At 41.3% G+C, this 17297-nt stretch carries 18 protein-coding genes and 1 pseudogene; 12 read left to right on the plus strand and 7 right to left on the minus strand.

Annotation, left to right across the window (positions count from 1 at the left end):
• Window positions 1-20 precede the first annotated feature (20 nt).
• Genes FIB07_15585 through FIB07_15600 form a run of 4 tightly spaced genes read left to right on the plus strand, consistent with a single transcriptional unit; the run spans window position 21 to window position 4395 of the window.
• Window positions 21-881, plus strand: a complete 861-nt coding sequence (locus tag FIB07_15585) for an ABC transporter permease (protein ID NJD54272.1) — start codon at window positions 21-23, stop codon at window positions 879-881.
• 54 nt (window positions 882-935) lie between these two features.
• On the plus strand, window positions 936-2339 hold the full coding sequence (locus tag FIB07_15590) for a 2-hydroxyacyl-CoA dehydratase (protein NJD54273.1): 1404 nt from the start codon (window positions 936-938) through the stop codon (window positions 2337-2339).
• A gap of 9 nt (window positions 2340-2348) precedes the next feature.
• Complete coding sequence (locus FIB07_15595; protein NJD54274.1) at window positions 2349-3365, plus strand: aliphatic sulfonate ABC transporter substrate-binding protein; 1017 nt, start codon at window positions 2349-2351, stop codon at window positions 3363-3365.
• Between the two features lie 10 nt (window positions 3366-3375).
• Complete coding sequence (locus FIB07_15600) at window positions 3376-4395, plus strand: aliphatic sulfonate ABC transporter substrate-binding protein (protein NJD54275.1); 1020 nt, start codon at window positions 3376-3378, stop codon at window positions 4393-4395.
• 151 nt (window positions 4396-4546) lie between these two features.
• Here the strand turns inward: FIB07_15600 and FIB07_15605 are convergent, their stop codons facing one another.
• The 4 genes from FIB07_15605 to FIB07_15620 all read right to left on the minus strand — a co-directional run bounded on the left by FIB07_15605 (window position 4547) and on the right by FIB07_15620 (window position 6874).
• Complete coding sequence (locus FIB07_15605; GenBank protein NJD54276.1) at window positions 4547-4777, minus strand: MarR family transcriptional regulator; 231 nt, start codon at window positions 4775-4777, stop codon at window positions 4547-4549.
• Between the two features lie 133 nt (window positions 4778-4910).
• Entirely contained in the window at window positions 4911-5267 is a 357-nt protein-coding gene (locus FIB07_15610; GenBank protein ID NJD54277.1) for a dinitrogenase iron-molybdenum cofactor biosynthesis protein, read from the minus strand.
• 12 nt (window positions 5268-5279) lie between these two features.
• Window positions 5280-6143, minus strand: coding sequence for a DUF2099 family protein (locus FIB07_15615; protein NJD54278.1), 864 nt, complete (start codon window positions 6141-6143; stop codon window positions 5280-5282).
• A 524-nt stretch (window positions 6144-6667) separates the two neighbouring features.
• Window positions 6668-6874, minus strand: coding sequence for a MarR family transcriptional regulator (locus FIB07_15620; GenBank protein NJD54279.1), 207 nt, complete (start codon window positions 6872-6874; stop codon window positions 6668-6670).
• Window positions 6875-7187: 313 nt separating this feature from the next.
• Between FIB07_15620 and FIB07_15625 the strand changes: the two genes are divergently transcribed.
• The 4 genes from FIB07_15625 (at window position 7188) to FIB07_15640 (ending at window position 9509) form a co-directional block, all read left to right on the plus strand.
• Window positions 7188-7550 (plus strand): hypothetical protein, encoded by a 363-nt coding sequence (locus FIB07_15625; protein ID NJD54280.1) that lies wholly within the window; start codon window positions 7188-7190, stop codon window positions 7548-7550.
• Between the two features lie 16 nt (window positions 7551-7566).
• A complete protein-coding gene (locus FIB07_15630) occupies window positions 7567-7857 on the plus strand; it encodes a hypothetical protein (GenBank protein ID NJD54281.1) in 291 nt (96 codons plus the stop codon).
• Between the two features lie 125 nt (window positions 7858-7982).
• On the plus strand, window positions 7983-8165 hold the full coding sequence (locus FIB07_15635) for a hypothetical protein (GenBank protein NJD54282.1): 183 nt from the start codon (window positions 7983-7985) through the stop codon (window positions 8163-8165).
• Between the two features lie 243 nt (window positions 8166-8408).
• Window positions 8409-9509 (plus strand): putative sulfate exporter family transporter, encoded by a 1101-nt coding sequence (locus FIB07_15640; protein ID NJD54283.1) that lies wholly within the window; start codon window positions 8409-8411, stop codon window positions 9507-9509.
• A 251-nt stretch (window positions 9510-9760) separates the two neighbouring features.
• On the opposite strand, the gene FIB07_15645 is transcribed toward FIB07_15640, so the two are convergent.
• The 3 genes from FIB07_15645 to FIB07_15655 form a co-directional block, all read right to left on the minus strand.
• On the minus strand, window positions 9761-10105 hold the full coding sequence (locus FIB07_15645) for a type II toxin-antitoxin system PemK/MazF family toxin (GenBank protein NJD54284.1): 345 nt from the start codon (window positions 10103-10105) through the stop codon (window positions 9761-9763).
• The gene (locus FIB07_15650) at window positions 10092-10319 is read right to left on the minus strand and encodes a hypothetical protein (protein ID NJD54285.1); all 228 of its coding nucleotides are present in this window, start codon (window positions 10317-10319) and stop codon (window positions 10092-10094) included. The genes FIB07_15645 and FIB07_15650 overlap by 14 nt, the downstream gene beginning before the upstream one ends.
• A 560-nt stretch (window positions 10320-10879) precedes the next feature.
• Window positions 10880-12718, minus strand: a complete 1839-nt coding sequence (locus FIB07_15655; GenBank protein NJD54286.1) for a hypothetical protein — start codon at window positions 12716-12718, stop codon at window positions 10880-10882.
• Between the two features lie 427 nt (window positions 12719-13145).
• Here FIB07_15655 and FIB07_15660 point away from each other — a divergent pair, with 427 nt between their 5' ends.
• The 4 genes and pseudogenes from FIB07_15660 to pstB all read left to right on the plus strand — a co-directional run bounded on the left by FIB07_15660 (window position 13146) and on the right by pstB (window position 16823).
• The gene (locus FIB07_15660) at window positions 13146-14183 is read left to right on the plus strand and encodes a phosphate ABC transporter substrate-binding protein (GenBank protein NJD54287.1); all 1038 of its coding nucleotides are present in this window, start codon (window positions 13146-13148) and stop codon (window positions 14181-14183) included.
• 133 nt (window positions 14184-14316) lie between these two features.
• Window positions 14317-15210 carry a phosphate ABC transporter permease subunit PstC gene (gene pstC, locus FIB07_15665; protein NJD54288.1) on the plus strand — a complete coding sequence of 298 codons (894 nt, stop codon included), beginning with the start codon at window positions 14317-14319 and terminating at the stop codon, window positions 15208-15210.
• Entirely contained in the window at window positions 15210-16061 is an 852-nt protein-coding gene (gene pstA, locus FIB07_15670; GenBank protein NJD54289.1) for a phosphate ABC transporter permease PstA, read from the plus strand. The genes pstC and pstA overlap by 1 nt, the downstream gene beginning before the upstream one ends.
• A 9-nt stretch (window positions 16062-16070) precedes the next feature.
• Window positions 16071-16823, plus strand: a pseudogene (gene pstB / locus FIB07_15675) (phosphate ABC transporter ATP-binding protein).
• Window positions 16824-17297 lie beyond the last annotated feature (474 nt).

Genomic DNA, 17297 nt, shown 5'->3' on the forward strand with positions numbered 1-17297 from the left:
CAAAAAACCAGGAGTTAATTATGTCAGGAGAAATATTCAGTAATAAGGAAGAATTTAAGGAACTAACTATCGAAACCAGTCGTCTGGAAAAGAGATTAAATAATCTGAAAGAAAGAGTGATAGGACGGTCGCATGGCCTGGTACTTATTTTTTTGTTTTTTATAGCATGGGAGATATTACCCAGAAGCGGAGTAGTCAGTTCCATATTCGTCCCTCCATTTTCCGATACGATCCTGGCCATGAAAAATTTAGCTCTGTCCGGAGAATTGTTTTTCCATCTCAAAGCAAGTATGGAAAGATCCCTGATAGGATTCATGTTAGCGGCTATTGTTGCGATTCCGCTGGGATTCGTTATGGGATGGTACACGCGTTTTGAGAAATATACGGATTTGTTCATGCAGACTTTAAGAAATACATCGCAATTTGCCCTGCTTCCGTTATTTATTCTACTGCTCGGGATTGGCGAAGTATCAAAAATCGCAATGGTATTTTATGCCGCAGTCTGGTTCATGCTGATTAACACAATAAGCGGAGTAAAAAATGTAGATCCTCTCTATATAAAGGCTGCCAAATCGTTCGGGATATCGAATTATCATTTGTTCAAGAAAATCATACTTCCGGGATCTTTTCCTTCTATAATTGCCGGCGCAAGGCTATCTGCAAAATCTGCTGTGATGGTAGTGATAGCCGCCGAGATGCTGGCTGCTAAATCAGGATTAGGATATTTTATCCAGGATTCCCAGTTAATGTTTCGCATCCCGGACATGTATGCAGGAATATTAACACTTTCAATAATTGGTGTTTCAATGAATTATATTCTTATCTGGATCGAAAAGAGGGCAACATACTGGAAAGGGGATATTGATTCTGCAATATCGTAACAATAAAAAATTTTCAGAGTGATGTAGAAAATAAAAATAAACTGGTATAAAAATATGAATGAAATAAATAATAAAGATAAAATATTTGCATATCCTGATGAAATAAAAGAGCGATTTAGTGAAACAAAAGGACTGGATTTCAGGGATGGAACCCATGTTTCAGCAACAGAGATCTGGGATTTTATGACAATTGAGGCTCCGAGAAGATTTCCTCATGCGTTCAGTATGAGCAGATTCCATAATAGCCAGCTGTCAAAGGATGTGGAGTTCTTCAGCGGGATCAAAAGGGGATATCTTTCCCTTACGCTGCGGGACCGTCTTTTGAAAGCACATAATGAGGGTACGCCTATCATACATGTGCAGGGAGGACAAACAGTTGATCCTTATTTTGCTGCGGGAGGGATACCCATCGTACCCGGACCGCTCAGGGGCTGGGCAAGGGATATGCAGGAAGGGTTGAGTTTAAGGGAAGCCGGCAACAGGGTGATGAAAATCCTTGAAGGCGGGAGAAAAGCGGTTTCTATCGATGCCTGCAACAATCCGATAGCTGCTATAGAAGCAATTCACCAGGAAATAGTGCCTGTTGACCTGATCGCGCCATACCTGTGCCTGCGCTGCTCTGATATAGGATATGCTATCGAATCTTACAGAAGCGGTAAACGCAAAGTCCCTGTGTATCTCCTGGATTACCCGATAAGCCAGGATAAAGACTGGACTGTAAAATATCTTGCAGCAAGAATTCATGGATTGATAAAAAAGATCGGGGAAATAAAAGGCAGCGAAGCAAGCGAAGAAGACCTGAAAAAAGAGATTAAGCTTGAGAATAAGGGACGGCGGTTATCGCGCGAAACTGTTGAACTTTCATGGTCAGCTTCCACTCCTCCAATGAACAGTACAGAGACTTCGAGTACTATCACTCTTGGAAGGTTTGACCGCGGCGATTCTCTTGTAGCAACACAGGTGCTGGAGGAAGCGAATCATGAGGTCAAAGAAAGAATAAAACATTCAGTAAAAGCAGATGGAGTAGCTGATGATCCTGTCAGGATATTTTCATGCGGTTCCTGTTTTGGTCTTCGCGGTGATTTTCTTGAAGATAAAGGCGGTATACATGTAGGAACAGATGACCACTTAAGCAAAATCTATGCTGATGTTGAGGAGACCGGAGATCCTTATGAGAATCTGGCCAAAAGCGTGCTTTCATATCATTACGAACAGCCTACTGAAATTCGCGCCCGGTGGGTGGTTGAACTGGTGAAACAATCAAGGGCAGATGGTGTTATTTGCGGAACTAACTGGGGATGCAGCTTCCAATCAGGGATTTCCAGGATGATCGCCGACATTGTAAAAGAAGAAACCGGCGTTCCAACGATCAACCTCGAAGTTGCCGAACTGGGACAATTAGAATCTGTAGAGCAGACCCAGAATCGTATAGAATCGTTCATTGAAATGCTCAGTTAGGCGAAAAACATGGTCAACAAATCATTATTAATAATTGGAATCGTGCTGATAGCAGCTGTGGCAGGAATTATCATTTCTGCGAATAATTCACAGGGAACCGGAGAGAAGACTTCTGTGATCCGTATCGGGAGCACTGCTCCAGGTCATGCCAAATACATATTATTCGAACAAAAAGGGTGGATGGTTGATGAATTTGCAAAAGATGGGATCAAAGTGGAATTTTACCCGTTCACGGGCGGGGGTTCCGAAGCCATGACCGCTTTAGCAAGCGGGAGTCTTGATTTTGCTTATACCGGCAGCAATCCCCCATTACGCACAGCATCTGCAGGCGCGGATATTAAATTGATAGCCTTATCATCATTTAACCCTGTGACAAGTACGGCTGTAGTGGTCAGGAATGACTCGAAAATAAGAACAATCAGTGACCTGAAAGGCAGGAAGGTGGCATACCTGAAAGGTACAGTACGCCATGCAGCTATCGTGAAATCATTGAAGAAAGCAGGCTTATCCCTTTCGGACATCGAATCGTTCAATCTTAATTTCCAGGCATCAGGCCCTGCATTGATGAGAGGCGATATTGATGCCCTTGTTGAGAGTGAAACTACGGTTTACCCACTTGTTTCAACAGGAGAAGCAAGAATCATCGTAAGCGGGAAAGATAACCCGGAGTGGGCATCCCCAAGCGCCATTACTGTCCGGGGGGAGTTTGCAAAGAAACATCCGGATCTTGTTAAAAGGTTGTTAAAAGTAGATCTGGAAACAGCACGATGGTCAGATGAACACTTTGATGAGGCGGTTAAAATCTATGCTGCTGCAAGAAAAGATAAAGAGGAAGCTGTCAGGGAACAATTTCCTGCTAATACATTCTATGTGAACCCGGAACTTACAGATAAAGCGATCCGGAGTTTTAAAGACGAAGAAGAATTCATGAGAGATAATCAGTTACTGGATGGAAAAGTGAATTGGGACTCATGGATCGATAGGAGCTTCATAGATTCGGTATTGAAAGAATCAAATAAAAAATAAAATTGGGAATATGTCAAACAAAACCGTTTTAATTATTGGGATAGTATTAATTGCAGGATTTGTTGGCTTACAAGCTCTTTCAAATAATCCACAAGTTTCTGAAGAAAAGATCTCTGTTATTCGTATTGGCAGCACTGCCCCTGGCCATCTAAAATTTATTTTATTTCAGGAAAAAGGATGGATGGATGAAGAATTTGCAAAAGATGGAATAAAAGTAGAGTACTATCCATTTACAGGAGGCGGTGCAGAAGCCTTGATGGCATTATCCAGCGGCAGTCTTGATATCAGTTATAACGGCGCGGATCCGGGTTTACGCACTGCGGCAGCAGGCGCTGATATAAAGCTAATTGGTATATCGTCTTTTGGTAATCCGGCTTCAGGAGCATCATCGATAATCGTCAGGAATGATTCAAAAATAACATCAGTCAAAGACCTAAAAGGTAAAAAAGTGGCTTATTTGAAAGGAACCATGCGTCATGCAACAATAATTAAAGCACTGGAAATAGAGGGTATGTCGATAAATGATATCGAATCGTTCAATCTTAATTTCCAGGCATCCGGTCCTGCATTATTAAAAGGGGATATTGATGCCCTTGTTGAGGGGGAGACCACGATATTCGAACTTGTATCAAAAGGAGCTGCAAGGACGCTCTGGAGTGGAAAAGACCACCCGGAAATTTCTTCACCTGCAAGCGGCATCAATGTCCGGGGGGATTTTGCAAGGAAGCATCCGGATATTGTTAAAAGACTCTTGAAGATCGATCTGAAAACTGCACGATGGGCTGATGAAAACCCGGATGAAACTATAAAAATATTTTCAAAGGCCACAAAAAAAGATGAGAAAAATGTTAGAGAGGTATCTTATCCAGAAAATAAATTCTATCAAGATCCCCAAATTACGGATAAAGCACTTCAATCTTTAAAAGATGAAGAACAATTCATGAAGGCCAATGGCTTAATAGAAGGAAAAGTTGATTTTAACTTATGGGTAGACAGAAGCTTCATAGATTCAGTATTGAAAGAAAAATAATTGTGTTATAAGTGGCTTCAGAGACCATTCATCTATTTTTGAAACTGAAAATCCCGCCATAGGCGGCGCATCCTCAGGTGTCTGGGGGTCGCAACCCCCAGCGCCGTAGGAAGAAGTAAAAAACGCTTATCTGTGTTAGACATTTAAAAAATTACTTACCCACCACCTCCGGCTTTATATTATTCAACCCGTACAGGCTCTGTCGTGCATCCTGGAAATAAAAACGTTCTTGAAGCACTTTTTCTTCTTTTAGTCTGTTAAGGGCGTATCTTACTGTTCTTGCCGGAAGATAGGTTTGCTTCGCAATATCTTTCTGTGTTATGAATCCGCTGGATTCAAGCACCTTAAAAACAAGTTTTGCTGAAGGTGGTAAATGTTCTATCTTCGATTGTTCATTTTGTTGGCCATTGTTGGCAAAGACGATTCCTCATTGGTTCATCACCATCCTTAAATCTGAATTAATGTAATATAAGGTTATTCATTCAAGCAATTATTGTCCATATGATGCTATTTTTTTATAAAGCAGTTTTCAACCTGTATCTGGCAAATGCAAGGACATTTTCCTCAATGAATCCGGGGGCTTCAACAGGCTCTATTCCCATGCTGAGCAACCCTTCAGATGCGCCTCCCCCGATCCTGCTGCAGAGAACAGCATCGCAGTCGCTGATGAGAGATACACTTTCATTCAGGACATTATCCGCATGACCTCCGTATTCAAGAGAACCACAGGCAGGCTTGTTCTCCCTCACATCAAGGACCTTGATCACCTCTCCGTCCGATTCTATCACGATAAATTTTCTTGCTTTGCCAAAATGCTGGTTAATAACCTTCCCATCGCTTGAAGCGACTGCTATCTTCAATTTCTTGTTCATTTTCTCACACCCTTACACCAGCGGTGCCGGCTGCCTTTCTTCAGGCAGGACAGGGAGTTTCATAGTGTTCACCAGTATAGGGTCCCTGATCTCCTTTGCCCGCTCAAGCAGCAGTTCTCGTCCTCTTTTAGTGATTGCGAATATGGGTATGGCAGTTCCGAACTGCGCTATGGCCTTACCTGCCACACCTGCGCGGATCCATTTCGAGGTACAACCTGTGGTCATATCTACCAGGTCGATAAATTCTTTTGCCTCGTTATCAGGCATGCCTGTAGAATGCACTCCGAATGTTATTACCTGAGCATCACTCTCTTTTTCAATATTTCGTATTTCTTTGAGGTTTTTGAGATTTGCAACAGATACCCCTATTTTCCTGTATCCGAGTTCTATGGCTTTCCTTACACCTCCCACCTGATCTATCACAGCAGTTTCCGGGTCAAGAACCACGCCTTTCGCAGCCTCTATTCTTTTGATCAGCCCTTTTATTGGCGATGTTTCTGTCAAGCCTGAAATTCGCGACCCCATGCCCTGGCACAGCCTGGGATTGCCCGTGATCACCGTGCCGGCGCCGTCGCATACGGTAACTGTGGAGTCAAGCAGCCCTTTTCGTAGACCGGTCATAAAAGTTTCGCTCGCCCCGAAACCGACAAATATCTCCATCTCCAGTTCACGGTTCTCTGAGAACATGCCGAAGTCCCTCATCCTGAACTCAACATTTTCTTTCGCCGTATCCGGGGTAAATTTCTTGATGCCCCTGACTTTATCAAAGATGGGGCAGTATTCGGTCATGGGCTTACCGACTTCCACAACCTTCCCATTTTCAACTACTACGCGCGTTCTGCCTTGAAGTTCCATTACATGACGTGTTTTTGACATAATTTGCCTCCATTTATTTATTATGAATAACAGTAGTTTCTATATGCTTAATAAATGGGCTTTCGGCAAACACATCAAAAAAGAGGCAAATATTGCCTAAATCCAACAGGAAGATTCCAGGATTTCCCGGTTTTCCTATTGAGCTACTTGCTTACTTTGCCCCCAATCCCCCGCGCAGGAACCTGCGCAGGTCTTCTTCATCTTCTGATTCTTTGAAATCTGATTCTATTTCTTTATCTTTACTCTCCATATTTTCATCATCTCAACAGAGTCTCCTCAATCGTAAATGAACCCATGCCGCAGTCCACGCATGAAACCATCGCAATCCCGCGGATGAAATCAGCGTTTCTTATCTGTATTGGATGTTTGCAATTAGGGCATTTATACCGTTTGTTATCAGGGACAAAGTAAATCCCTTCTTTCTTGTTGTGTCATTTTATCACATTGAGTTCAATAATTGTCATATATATTTAAATCTTGTAACCAGGCCATATTTGGTTGGTCCGTATTGTTTTCAGAAGGAATCAGGCAAATATTTCCCGATTCCCCTGTTTTATTCCATAAAGGGATTGCCTCGCATCCTGGTAATATTCGCGCTCTTCCAGGAAATCCTCTTCTTTCAACCTGTTCAGGGCATAACGCACTGTCCTTGCCGGGAGACGGGTGATCCTTGCAATTTCTTTTTGGGTCATAGCCCCGTGATTTTCAAGTATATTGACAACAAGTTTCATTGATGGGGAAAAACCCTCTATTTTATCGAATCCCTTCCTTCCGGTTGTTTTATCGGCCAGCTTTAACCCATTTTCCTCTTCAGAAAAATCACTCATTTAATATCACCGGAACTATATAATGAAGATTATACTCAAAAGTTTGCTCCTCAGGGCAATTATTGTCGTGATAATTCCAATTATGTTTTGTTTGTAACAAAACCTGCCTGCATATACATGAATATATAACCATACAAATAAAATAAGGTGCGATATAATATGTCAAACCAAAGAAGGAATCGTTTTTGCCTTTACCGGTAAAAACCTTAATAATGAATTGCAGGACCTGGATGGTTCGCAAGGTATAGATGAAGATGCAGAAGAAACACCGATAGCAGCGTATGAAAAATACGCTAATGAAAAATTAAGACAACAGGAGTACCGGAAATTAAGGATCGGGCTTGAGAGGCTAAATCGTTCTCTCGCATTAATCGAAAGCAGCTGGCAGCATACAAACAGGAGCAACACGTTATATGAACTTGGAAATATACTGAAGAGGCAGCATGAAATTGAAAACGAAACCGAGAGCATTAAAGATGTCTTCCTCCGGGGATATATCCATGAACAGCTGGATAGTATCACTTTCGTGAGGCGTAATTTAACCGAAGAAATCAAATGGGAAATTGAAGCCAATGCCTGAACATTAAGGAAACATAATGAATGAAAATTTGTTTATTCGAAAAACCGCTAACTATCGGGTCTGGATAGATGAGACCGGGATTGGGCGCATCCGTATCCTGAAAAGGATCAATTTCAAGACCCTTGCTTCCCTTTTCGAAGAACTGCATGGTGAGATTAAGAAGAGAATTAACGAGGGAAAGGTCCATATTGTTTTCTATATATCAAAATCCCTGTATGAAGAAATGTCTGTCAATGCAAAAGATTTCCTTGGTTTTTGTCAATCCTGCATGGGTATAACGTTCGAACTTGTCCTGATAGGGTTGTAGAACTATTACCATTTGAAATTTCCAATTATCCTATTACTTTTGCTGCCGCCGGAATGTTCACGTCAACTTCTGCCTCTTTATGCGATTATAAATATTTACCAGTATAATCTTCTATTGCGATCAATATGATTGAAAAAACATGCAGCAAAAGGAACTGTATTTCCACAATGAAAGATATTTCCACAGTGAAAGGTATTTCCACAGTGAAATCACAAAAAAGAAAACGTGGGAATGATATTGATTTTGACCAGGTCGTAAAATTCCTGAATGACCAGAAGGCGGTAATGGACCATGCTGACTTGAATTAATTCTTTTTTTGCCGCAATCGTCCGGTTTTTTGAACCGTTGAGGCAATTCCAGTCTCCAGCTTTAATTTTATATATATTGTTTTCTTATTAGAAATTAAATTAATATTAATGTAGTAAAGGAGGAAAAATGACATTAAAAATATCCGAAGACTGGCTGGCCGTAGTTATTGGCTTTATCATTGTGCTGATAGCAGCATCAGGCATCATATCTGCTAAAATAATACCCTGGAAGCTGGTGTAAATATGACGGATGAAAATAAAGAAAATGGAATTGGCGAATCGAATGAATCACCTTTTAAGAAGGCAGGATACTTCCTTATAGGGTTTGTTCTTCTTGTCATACTTGCCGTACTTTCTGTTTACATATCGCAGAACAAGATCGCAAACCAGGAAATAGGAAAAGGATGGGGATTTGAATACGTTGTTATAGCGATTCTTATTGGACTGATACTGCGAAGCATAGTGGACCTGTCCCGGCCATTGAGCAACGGTTTTGAGAAAATCAGACCTGCTTTCAGGACCGAACTCCTTGTTAAGATAGGACTCGTATTGCTGGGCGCTGAAATTTCCATAGGGACATTATGGGCATATGGGGTGCGCGGGTTTGCCCAGGCATTGATCGTTGTGATAACCGTATATTATGTTTCCATGCTGGTTGCGCGAAGACTCAGGATAGAAGAAAAGTTCGCACACATGCTCTCAACATCAGTCTCGATATGCGGCGTCTCGGCTGCCATTGCCACTTTTGGCGCTATAAAAGGTGAAAAGAAGCACCTCAATATGACCCTCCTGCTAATCGCGGTCTTTGTAATACCAATGTTCCTTGGAATGCCGCTACTGGCAAAGGCTATGGGCATGAATGAAGCATGGGCAGGCGCATGGTTTGGAGGGACAATCGATACTACGGCTGCCGTAGTGGGCGCAGGATCGTTCTACGGAGCTGAGGCAATGAAATCCGCATCTGTTGTCAAGATGTCCCAGAACGTGCTTATCGGCTTTGTGGCATTCCTGCTTGCATTCTATTTCACGACTGTAGTTGAAAAAAGCGGCGAGAAGGTCAGTACCAGGCAAATATGGGACAGGTTCCCCAAGTTCATCCTCGGATTTGCTGCGGTTACAATTATAACATCCCTGGGATTGCTTTCTTCCGGAACTGTTGACGTGACCAAAGTGATACGTTCATGGATATTTGCGTTTGCGTTCGTGAGCATCGGGGCTGAAACGTCCATAAAAGAGTTCAGCAAAATAGGAAGGGCGCCGTTCATTGCTTTCACTGTGGCGCAGGCTTTTAATGTGGTCTGGACCTTATTAATATCGTATATCCTGTTCTCTGCTCTGGATTAGGGCGGGGATCTTTTTTTGTGAATGTAAGATTATGCACTACAACATAATGTTTTAGTGCATAATCTTTTTGCTTTCCCGTGACCGTTACAATTCATGTTTATCAAGCCCTGCTTTGCGATCTTTGCGCCCTTTGCGGTGAGCAATTCACACTTTAAACCGCGAAGAACGCAAAGGACGCAAAGAATTGAAAATCGTACCAACAATTAATGTAACTGTCACGCTTTTTCAGATAATTAAATCCCCCATAGATTTCACTTTAACTCAAGATGTATCTTCACAGCTTTCTCTATCTCTTTCAAGATCGTCTCCGGCACTGTCCCGATTCGCTCCCGGAGCCTTCTTCTATCCACAGTCCTTATTTGATTTGCCTTTACTCTGGAATCACCTGGCATATTTGAGATGCCTTTCTTCATGAAAACCTCAAAAGGATACACCTTCCCAACACTTGAAGTAACAGGAAGAACGGTAACAGTATCTGCAAATTCATTGTTAATGTTATTTGAGATCACGACAGCAGGTCTTGTTTTCCCTATCTCTGAACCTTCTATCGGGTCAAGCCTGATCCAGTAAACATCCCCCCTTTTAATCAATTCCATCTCCTGATGTTGCATCCCATTCAAGGGATATTTCTGTGTCCTCCTTCTTTCTAACTTTATACCCTTCACTCAACTCTTTTATAAGATTTGCTTTTTCTTCTCTCTCAATCCGCTCCCTGACCGCTTCAGCTATAAAGCCGGATTTGTTTTTCACATTTTTTAATATATCTGCGATTTCCACAGGTAGAGTTATATTCATCCTGACTGTATTCATTATACACCTTAATTGAAGTATTATTGATATGTATGATAGATGTGCCAGATAAACATTTCGATACAAAAAACAGGAATGCCAAAATATGAGGCATACTGCATCCGAAAACACCCGCTAATATATCCTCCCCGGTCGCAAAGGCATGGTTCCTACAGGCGCAATGCGCGCCGATGTGCCCTGGCAGCCTGATTTTTATCGCATTCTCCCCTTTTTTCATGAGAACCTCAAAAGGATACACCTTCCCCACGCTTGATGTGACAGTAAGAGCGCCCCAGGGGGGCAGGTCTGGAAGTGGTGCGTATCCCTTCCGGCGCAAGCGCAACAGCGTTTTGGGGTTGACCCCAGCGCAAGAAGCTCGGGGGCGCTCTGGGCTCATAGCGTAATGAAGGCTCGGAGTGGAACAGAACGGTATAAGAGTATGCTATGGTTCGTCCGTCAAAACGTCCTGAGGACGTTTTGCGCCGTGCTTGGCTAATATAGAATAAGTGTGAAAGCGAAACGGGGAACACATAGAATTAACATACAATTTTAACTGTGAAAATTCTACATCACACACAAATTCATAAACCTATTGCTATACTGTTAATTTTTTCAGTTAGGAATAATAAAATTTTTTCGAAGTTGTCATTCGTTTGCTGTGAAAACGCAAAATTTTTGTTGGTTATTAAACTCTCTTGAATTGTTCTGTTAAAATAGATTTTTTTATATTCAATCGAATCTGCATAACAAGTCTGCTGGAATCTTAGAGCATCAGAATTCACAAAAAGCTTTTCCAATTCCTTTTTTACCCAAGTTGGGTCAATGTCCTGAAATGAATAAATTCTTTGCTCTACAATAATCCCGAATTTATCAATGTATCTGGACTTTTGGTTAATTCCTTCCTTATCGGAATCCAAAAGAATTATAAACTCTTTACCCCAACCAATATAAAGACTTATTAAAGTATCGAGATTTCCGGAACCTGTACTTGGTGCTAAATGGATTTCGTATTTATTATTAAAGATTACTTTATTGAAATAAGCTAAAGTATAGTAATCATTTTTCCCTTCAAGAAATACACAATTTGGTATTTTTTCTAAGTTGCTTGGTGTATAATCTAATACATCAAGTATTGGTTGGAAATAAGCAGTATTATGAGGATGAGTCATTACAAATTCTCTATATGGCGTTATTGATATGTTTGATTTTTTAGGGCTGTTACCTTCAGGGGTTTTAAAATCAAATCCTTCATTTTTTACTATGTACGTACTTTCAAGCCAATTCGGATTTATTAAATGGAGACTATGTGTCGTATAAATAATCTTAGAATCATAACCTAAATTCTCAAAACTTTTTAATAGCTGTTCTTGTGCAGACGAATGAAGATTTGATGCAGGTTCGTCAAATAGAAAAAGTATGTTTTTAGGACTATCCTTTCTAAATGGTCTGAACTGAGTGAATAGTAAGAATGTGAAAAACCATCTAAAGCCTAACGACCGTTCATTAATATTATAAATTCCATCCTGTGCTTCAATATTAAATTCCAAATAGGGCAAACCTCTGGCATCTGTTTCGCATTTGATAGAGACTTTAGTGTCTTTAATTTTTCTTTTAAAAATATCATTCCATGCCTCATATACAACCTGTGTAACTTTTTGCTCCATTAGTTGCACAAGCCGATCTAAATTTTTTTTGTCGTTTTTGTCTTTACTTTTAATTCTTTCAATTAAATGAGTTTTGATGTCTGTATTATTGTCTAAAGAATATAAAATATCTTGAATTAGTTCTATGTAAAATTTTTCTTTAGCAGTTGACTCGGTTGTTATTTCTAACAAAATTGTCGAAGGGAAATCAAAAAGGAAATTTGGGAAGTATAATATACTTGGAATAAGTCCATCACAAAAACGTGAAAGTTTATTATTATCCTGTTGGTATAAACCTGATATATAAATGTATTGCTCATTTCGTTTCGTTTTTAACCACCCATAAAAGCCTTGCCAACGGGAATCAAGCTTAACAAATTTTGAATCTTTAAACTGATAAGACCTATAATATTTAAGAGTATTTATTTTTTTTACTTGATTAAATGAAGTATTGGCATTTGTGAATTCATTTATTTTTCGTAAATCATTCTCATCAAGTTTAAGAGTTACCTCAATCGTTATAATATCATTAAAATTATCCCTGCGGCTTATTGGAATTAAACTATTATAGTCTTTAATTATTGCACCTGGAAGGTCTAGGACACTTATATCCTTGTCCTTTGGGTTGAAGAGGTTAATTGCTTCGAGTATTGTGGTCTTACCGCTTTCATTTAATCCGACTAAAGTATAAATATTTGCATCAGGTGATTTATCGAGATTTATTATGATATCCTCGATACCTTTGAAATTCTTTATTTTGAATTCTGTAAATTTCATTGAAGTTTTCCCTGTATATGATAACCGAATTGGCTATAAACTTTTCTCAAAGTTTTTAATATTTTACTGTTCCTATTATTAGCACACTATTCCACTAATGTGTTGCATTTTGGCAAAACTACCAACACAAATTTTAATAGTCTCGATAAAATCATAACATATTTTGCCGCAATCATTCCGTTTTTGTAATCACATTAACAATTATCGCCTGTTTCTGTGCATTCTTATATACTCCTGCTAATCTGGAATTGCTTATATCAAAAGCAGGTGAATATACATGAATTTAAGGAGGAATCGTCTTTGCTGTTATCGGTTCTGATGACGGTAATTTAACGGATCGATCTGAAAAACATACTGCGGAATTTCTACTTATCAGGGATTTTCTGCAAAAACAGAAAATAATTTTGAACAATTCGAGGTGGAATTAATGAAAACAAAATTTATAATAATAATTTTAATTGCAATTTTAACAGGCGCATTATTATCAGGATGCGTCGATAATCCGGAGACTGATAGTAAAACTACGCCTACCGCTGCTGTCACTGCAACGCCAGCGTCTGGCGCCACGGCTGTCCAGACCGCAGCAAGCACAAAGGAACTTGAAGGCACAATACGTGTTTCAGGCGCTTTTGCCTTATACCCGATGATGCAGAAATGGGGTGCAGAATACACGAAATTGCATCCGAAGGTGCAATTTGATATAGGCTCCGGAGGCGCAGGCAAAGGCATGACCGATGCTCTTGGAGGTCTTGTGGATATAGGAATGGTCTCAAGAGCGATCACACCTGCCGAAGAGGAAAAAGGCGCATACTGGGTGGCTGTGACAAAGGATGCAGTAGTAGTCACGATAAACAAGAACAATCCTGTGATTACAACACTCAAGACAAACGGGATAAAAAGAGAGGTCTTTGAGAAGATATACATCAATGCATCCATATCAACATGGGGCCAGGCAACAGGAACAAATGCAGCCGATAAGCTAAATGTGTACACACGGTCGGATGCCTGCGGTGCAGGCGAAGCCTGGGCGCTTTACCTTGGCAAGTACAAGCAGGAAAATCTTAAAGGCCTGGGCGTGAACGGTGACCCCGGAATTGCCGAAGCAGTGAGGAAGGACAAACTCGGGATCGGTTATAACAACATAAACTTTGCATACGATGTAACTACCAGGAAACCTGTAGATGGTATTGAAATAATTCCTATTGACGTGAACGGGAATGGCAAGATAGATCCTGACGAGAACTTCTACGGAACCCTGGATGAACTCACAAATGCAATCAGCGCTGGCAAGTATCCGGAACCACCCGCAAAAGACCTTCATTTTGTCACAAAAGGCAAGCCCACAGGTGTTGTGCAGGACTTCATCAAGTGGACCCTTACCGATGGACAAAAGTATATCCCTGAAACCGGATATGTAAAATTATCCGCAGAAAAGATCGAGGCAGGGCTGAAGAAAGTAGAATGATCCGATAGATCAGAAGAAAAATGCAAATCCAGACAAAGCAAACACCAGAAAGTTTGCTCTGGATGGTTTGTATAATACAAAAGCTTTTATTACCTTGAAATTTTATTAGCAGCAATGCGAACCTGACAGCACTATGAACACAAGAACATTAAAAGACATTCTTTCAAGCAGGCTAATGCTTGCTGCAACTGTATTCGCCTTCCTGTTATTATTTTTCATGATAGTTGGTCTTTTTTTCAGGGCAAGCCCGATATTGTTAACAGTCCCCATACCTGACCTCCTGTTCTCAACAGAATGGAGTCCGTTTTCAGGAAAATTCGGGTTCTATCCATTTATCATGGGAACGCTATGGGTGACAGTTCTTGCGACTGTAATAGCAATTCCCGTCAGCCTCTTAAGTTCCATATACCTTTCAGAATACGCAAGCAATGGACTCCGGGAAATAGTTATGCCTCTTATAGACCTGCTAGCAGGCATACCATCTGTAGTGTATGGTCTCTTTGGCGTTCTTGCTGTCGTACCTTTCATTAATGATACCCTTGCTCCTGCCATGGGTGCGGAAACAATAGGCGGGTACAGTGTCCTTGCAGGAGGCATCGTGCTTTCCATTATGGTTTTCCCCATCATCATATCGGTTACAGGCGAGGTCATGAGAAGCGTATCCAGGGAACTGAGGGAAGTTTCCCTGTCTCTTGGAGCTACAAAATGGCAGACCATAAAACATGTGGTCCTCCGGAAAGCAAGACCAGGGATCATTGCAGCTATTGTCCTGGGTTTTTCACGGGCTTTCGGGGAGACCATGGCAGTTCTGATGGTCGTGGGGAATGTGGCAAAAATACCATCTTCGGTTTTTGATCCCGCCTATCCCCTGCCTGCCCTGATTGCCAATACCTACGGCGAAATGATGTCAATTGATCTCTACGATTCCGCCATCCTGCTTGCAGCCCTCATACTTCTGCTCGTAGTCCTGGTATGCAATGTAATTGCAAGGATGATCCTTGTGAAGATAGAAAGGGGTATCATATAATGGAATCCAGAAGGATCGAAGAATCAATTTTTAAGGCGTTGATGATCTTATCTTTAGTATTTGTGGTTGGAAGTCTTCTTTTTGTTGTGGGCGTGATCCTCTGGAGAGGGTTGCCGGTATTGAGTTTTGATATGATCACAAAGACCGGCGAGGGAGGATATTTACTTGGGAAAGGCGGAGGAATCCTGAATGCCATCGTTGGTTCGCTTTATCTTGCGGCTGGCGGCACTATACTTGCATTTTTCCTCAGTATCGCAATCGCCTTCTATCTCCAGAAAGAATATTCCGGGGGAACAAGACTATCGGGAATGACAAGGCTTTCACTGGATATCCTCTGGGGCACGCCCTCTATTGTTTACGGGGCATTCGGATACATTGTGCTGATATATTTTCATATAAGGGCGTCCCTGCTTGGAGGTATAATCGTTCTTGCACTCCTGGAAATCCCCATAATGACAAGGGCAATGGAAGAGGTTATAAAAATGGTGCCAGGTGACCTGAAGGAGACGGCATATTCACTTGGAGCCACAAGGTTTGAGACCACATTGAAGGTCGTGGGAAAACAGGCCCTCCCGGGATTAATGACAGGCGTATTGATGGCTTTCGGAAGAGGGATCGGGGATGCAGCATCCATACTCTTCACAGCGGGATATACGGATCGCATCCCGAAAACTTTATTTGATGCCACCGCATCTCTCCCGATAGCAATATTTTCCCAGCTCAGTACACCATTACCTCATGTGCAGCAGAAAGCATACGCATCAGCCGTAATACTCCTGATCATCGTCCTTCTCATCAGTATAATTACACGACTTCTTGCAAAAAAATATACCAGGTTCATAATAAAATAGGTAGGCAAAATGACAGAAACCCAGATCAGCGTTCAGAATCTTAACGTATCTTACAACGGGAATCATGCATTAAAGAACATTTCCGTGGAAATACCAAAAAAACAGATAACTGCCATCATTGGCCCATCAGGATGCGGCAAATCCACGATGCTAAAGTGCATGAACAGGCTCATAGATATGACAGATAATGTTACTTTTTCAGGAAAGATCATTATCGATAACGAGGATGTCTTTGATAAAAAAACAGATATTATTAAGATCAGGAAGAAACTTGGTTTGCTGGCCCAGAAACCAACACCCCTTCCGATGTCAATATATGAGAATGTGGCTTTCGGCCCGAGAATCCATGGGGTAAAGAAAAAGCCTGTACTTGATGAGACCGTACAGAGGTGCCTGACAATTACCGGTTTATGGGAAGAAGTGAAGGATAGGTTGAATTCCCCGGCCTCCCAGCTATCCATTGGCCAGCAGCAGAGATTGTGCCTTGCGCGCGGCCTTGCAGTTGAGCCTGAAATTATCCTTTGCGATGAGCCAACATCTGCCCTTGACCCTGTCTCATCGCAGCATATTGAGCAGCAGCTTTTGAAACTCAGGAATGATTATACTATCGTGATAGTGACCCACAATATCCACCAGGCAATGAGGCTTGCCGACTATGTAATCCATCTTTACCTGGGAGAGCTTGTGGAACACGGACCTGCAAACGAGGTGTTTGAGAACCCGAAAGAAGAACGGACAAGGGCTTATATTAACGGGACTGTGCTTTCTGATTTGAAGATTGATAAAGAAGTCGATCTTAAAGGAAATGTATGCCCATATAATTTTGTCCTGGCAAAACAGGCGCTGCATGAGCTTTCAAAGGGAAGTATCCTTAAGCTGGTAGTGGATGATCCCCTGGCTGTCACAGAAGTTCCAAGAGGTATGGAATCTGACGGGCATCAGGTAATGAGCGTGAAACAGATAAACAAAACAGATTGGGAGATAGTGATACAAAAGAAAGAATAAAGGGATTAAAGTTATTAAATTATTATCTTTCAGCCCTTTACTTTTTCCCGGCAGAACCAATCCTCTTTTGCACCTTTTTCCATGACTCCGTTACCAGGAAACTTTCCTCCATATTCCCGACCATCCTTTCAAACTTGACTTTCAAAGAAACGTAAAATCAGCCTAATTTTTTTGACAAACCTTAGTGCAAAGAACTCCTTGCTAATTCAAATATGTATGGCCTAACTTTTT

The organism is Candidatus Methanoperedens sp., from assembly GCA_012026795.1.
GTDB lineage: Archaea > Halobacteriota > Methanosarcinia > Methanosarcinales > Methanoperedenaceae > Methanoperedens.

Excerpts from the sequence above, each read along its gene's own strand:
- FIB07_15585 (NJD54272.1), top strand. The coding sequence starts at position 21 with ATGTCAGGAGAAATATTCAGTAATAAGGAAGAATTTAAGGAACTAACT.
- FIB07_15590 (NJD54273.1), top strand. The coding sequence starts at position 936 with ATGAATGAAATAAATAATAAAGATAAAATATTTGCATATCCTGATGAA.
- FIB07_15595 (NJD54274.1), top strand. The coding sequence starts at position 2,349 with ATGGTCAACAAATCATTATTAATAATTGGAATCGTGCTGATAGCAGCT.
- FIB07_15600 (NJD54275.1), top strand. The coding sequence starts at position 3,376 with ATGTCAAACAAAACCGTTTTAATTATTGGGATAGTATTAATTGCAGGA.
- FIB07_15610 (NJD54277.1), bottom strand. The coding sequence starts at position 5,267 with ATGAACAAGAAATTGAAGATAGCAGTCGCTTCAAGCGATGGGAAGGTT.
- FIB07_15615 (NJD54278.1), bottom strand. The coding sequence starts at position 6,143 with ATGTCAAAAACACGTCATGTAATGGAACTTCAAGGCAGAACGCGCGTA.
- FIB07_15620 (NJD54279.1), bottom strand. The coding sequence starts at position 6,874 with ATGAAACTTGTTGTCAATATACTTGAAAATCACGGGGCTATGACCCAA.
- FIB07_15630 (NJD54281.1), top strand. The coding sequence starts at position 7,567 with ATGAATGAAAATTTGTTTATTCGAAAAACCGCTAACTATCGGGTCTGG.
- FIB07_15635 (NJD54282.1), top strand. The coding sequence starts at position 7,983 with ATGATTGAAAAAACATGCAGCAAAAGGAACTGTATTTCCACAATGAAA.
- FIB07_15640 (NJD54283.1), top strand. The coding sequence starts at position 8,409 with ATGACGGATGAAAATAAAGAAAATGGAATTGGCGAATCGAATGAATCA.
- FIB07_15645 (NJD54284.1), bottom strand. The coding sequence starts at position 10,105 with ATGGAATTGATTAAAAGGGGGGATGTTTACTGGATCAGGCTTGACCCG.
- FIB07_15650 (NJD54285.1), bottom strand. The coding sequence starts at position 10,319 with ATGAATACAGTCAGGATGAATATAACTCTACCTGTGGAAATCGCAGAT.
- FIB07_15655 (NJD54286.1), bottom strand. The coding sequence starts at position 12,718 with ATGAAATTTACAGAATTCAAAATAAAGAATTTCAAAGGTATCGAGGAT.
- FIB07_15660 (NJD54287.1), top strand. The coding sequence starts at position 13,146 with ATGAAAACAAAATTTATAATAATAATTTTAATTGCAATTTTAACAGGC.
- pstC (NJD54288.1), top strand. The coding sequence starts at position 14,317 with ATGAACACAAGAACATTAAAAGACATTCTTTCAAGCAGGCTAATGCTT.
- pstA (NJD54289.1), top strand. The coding sequence starts at position 15,210 with ATGGAATCCAGAAGGATCGAAGAATCAATTTTTAAGGCGTTGATGATC.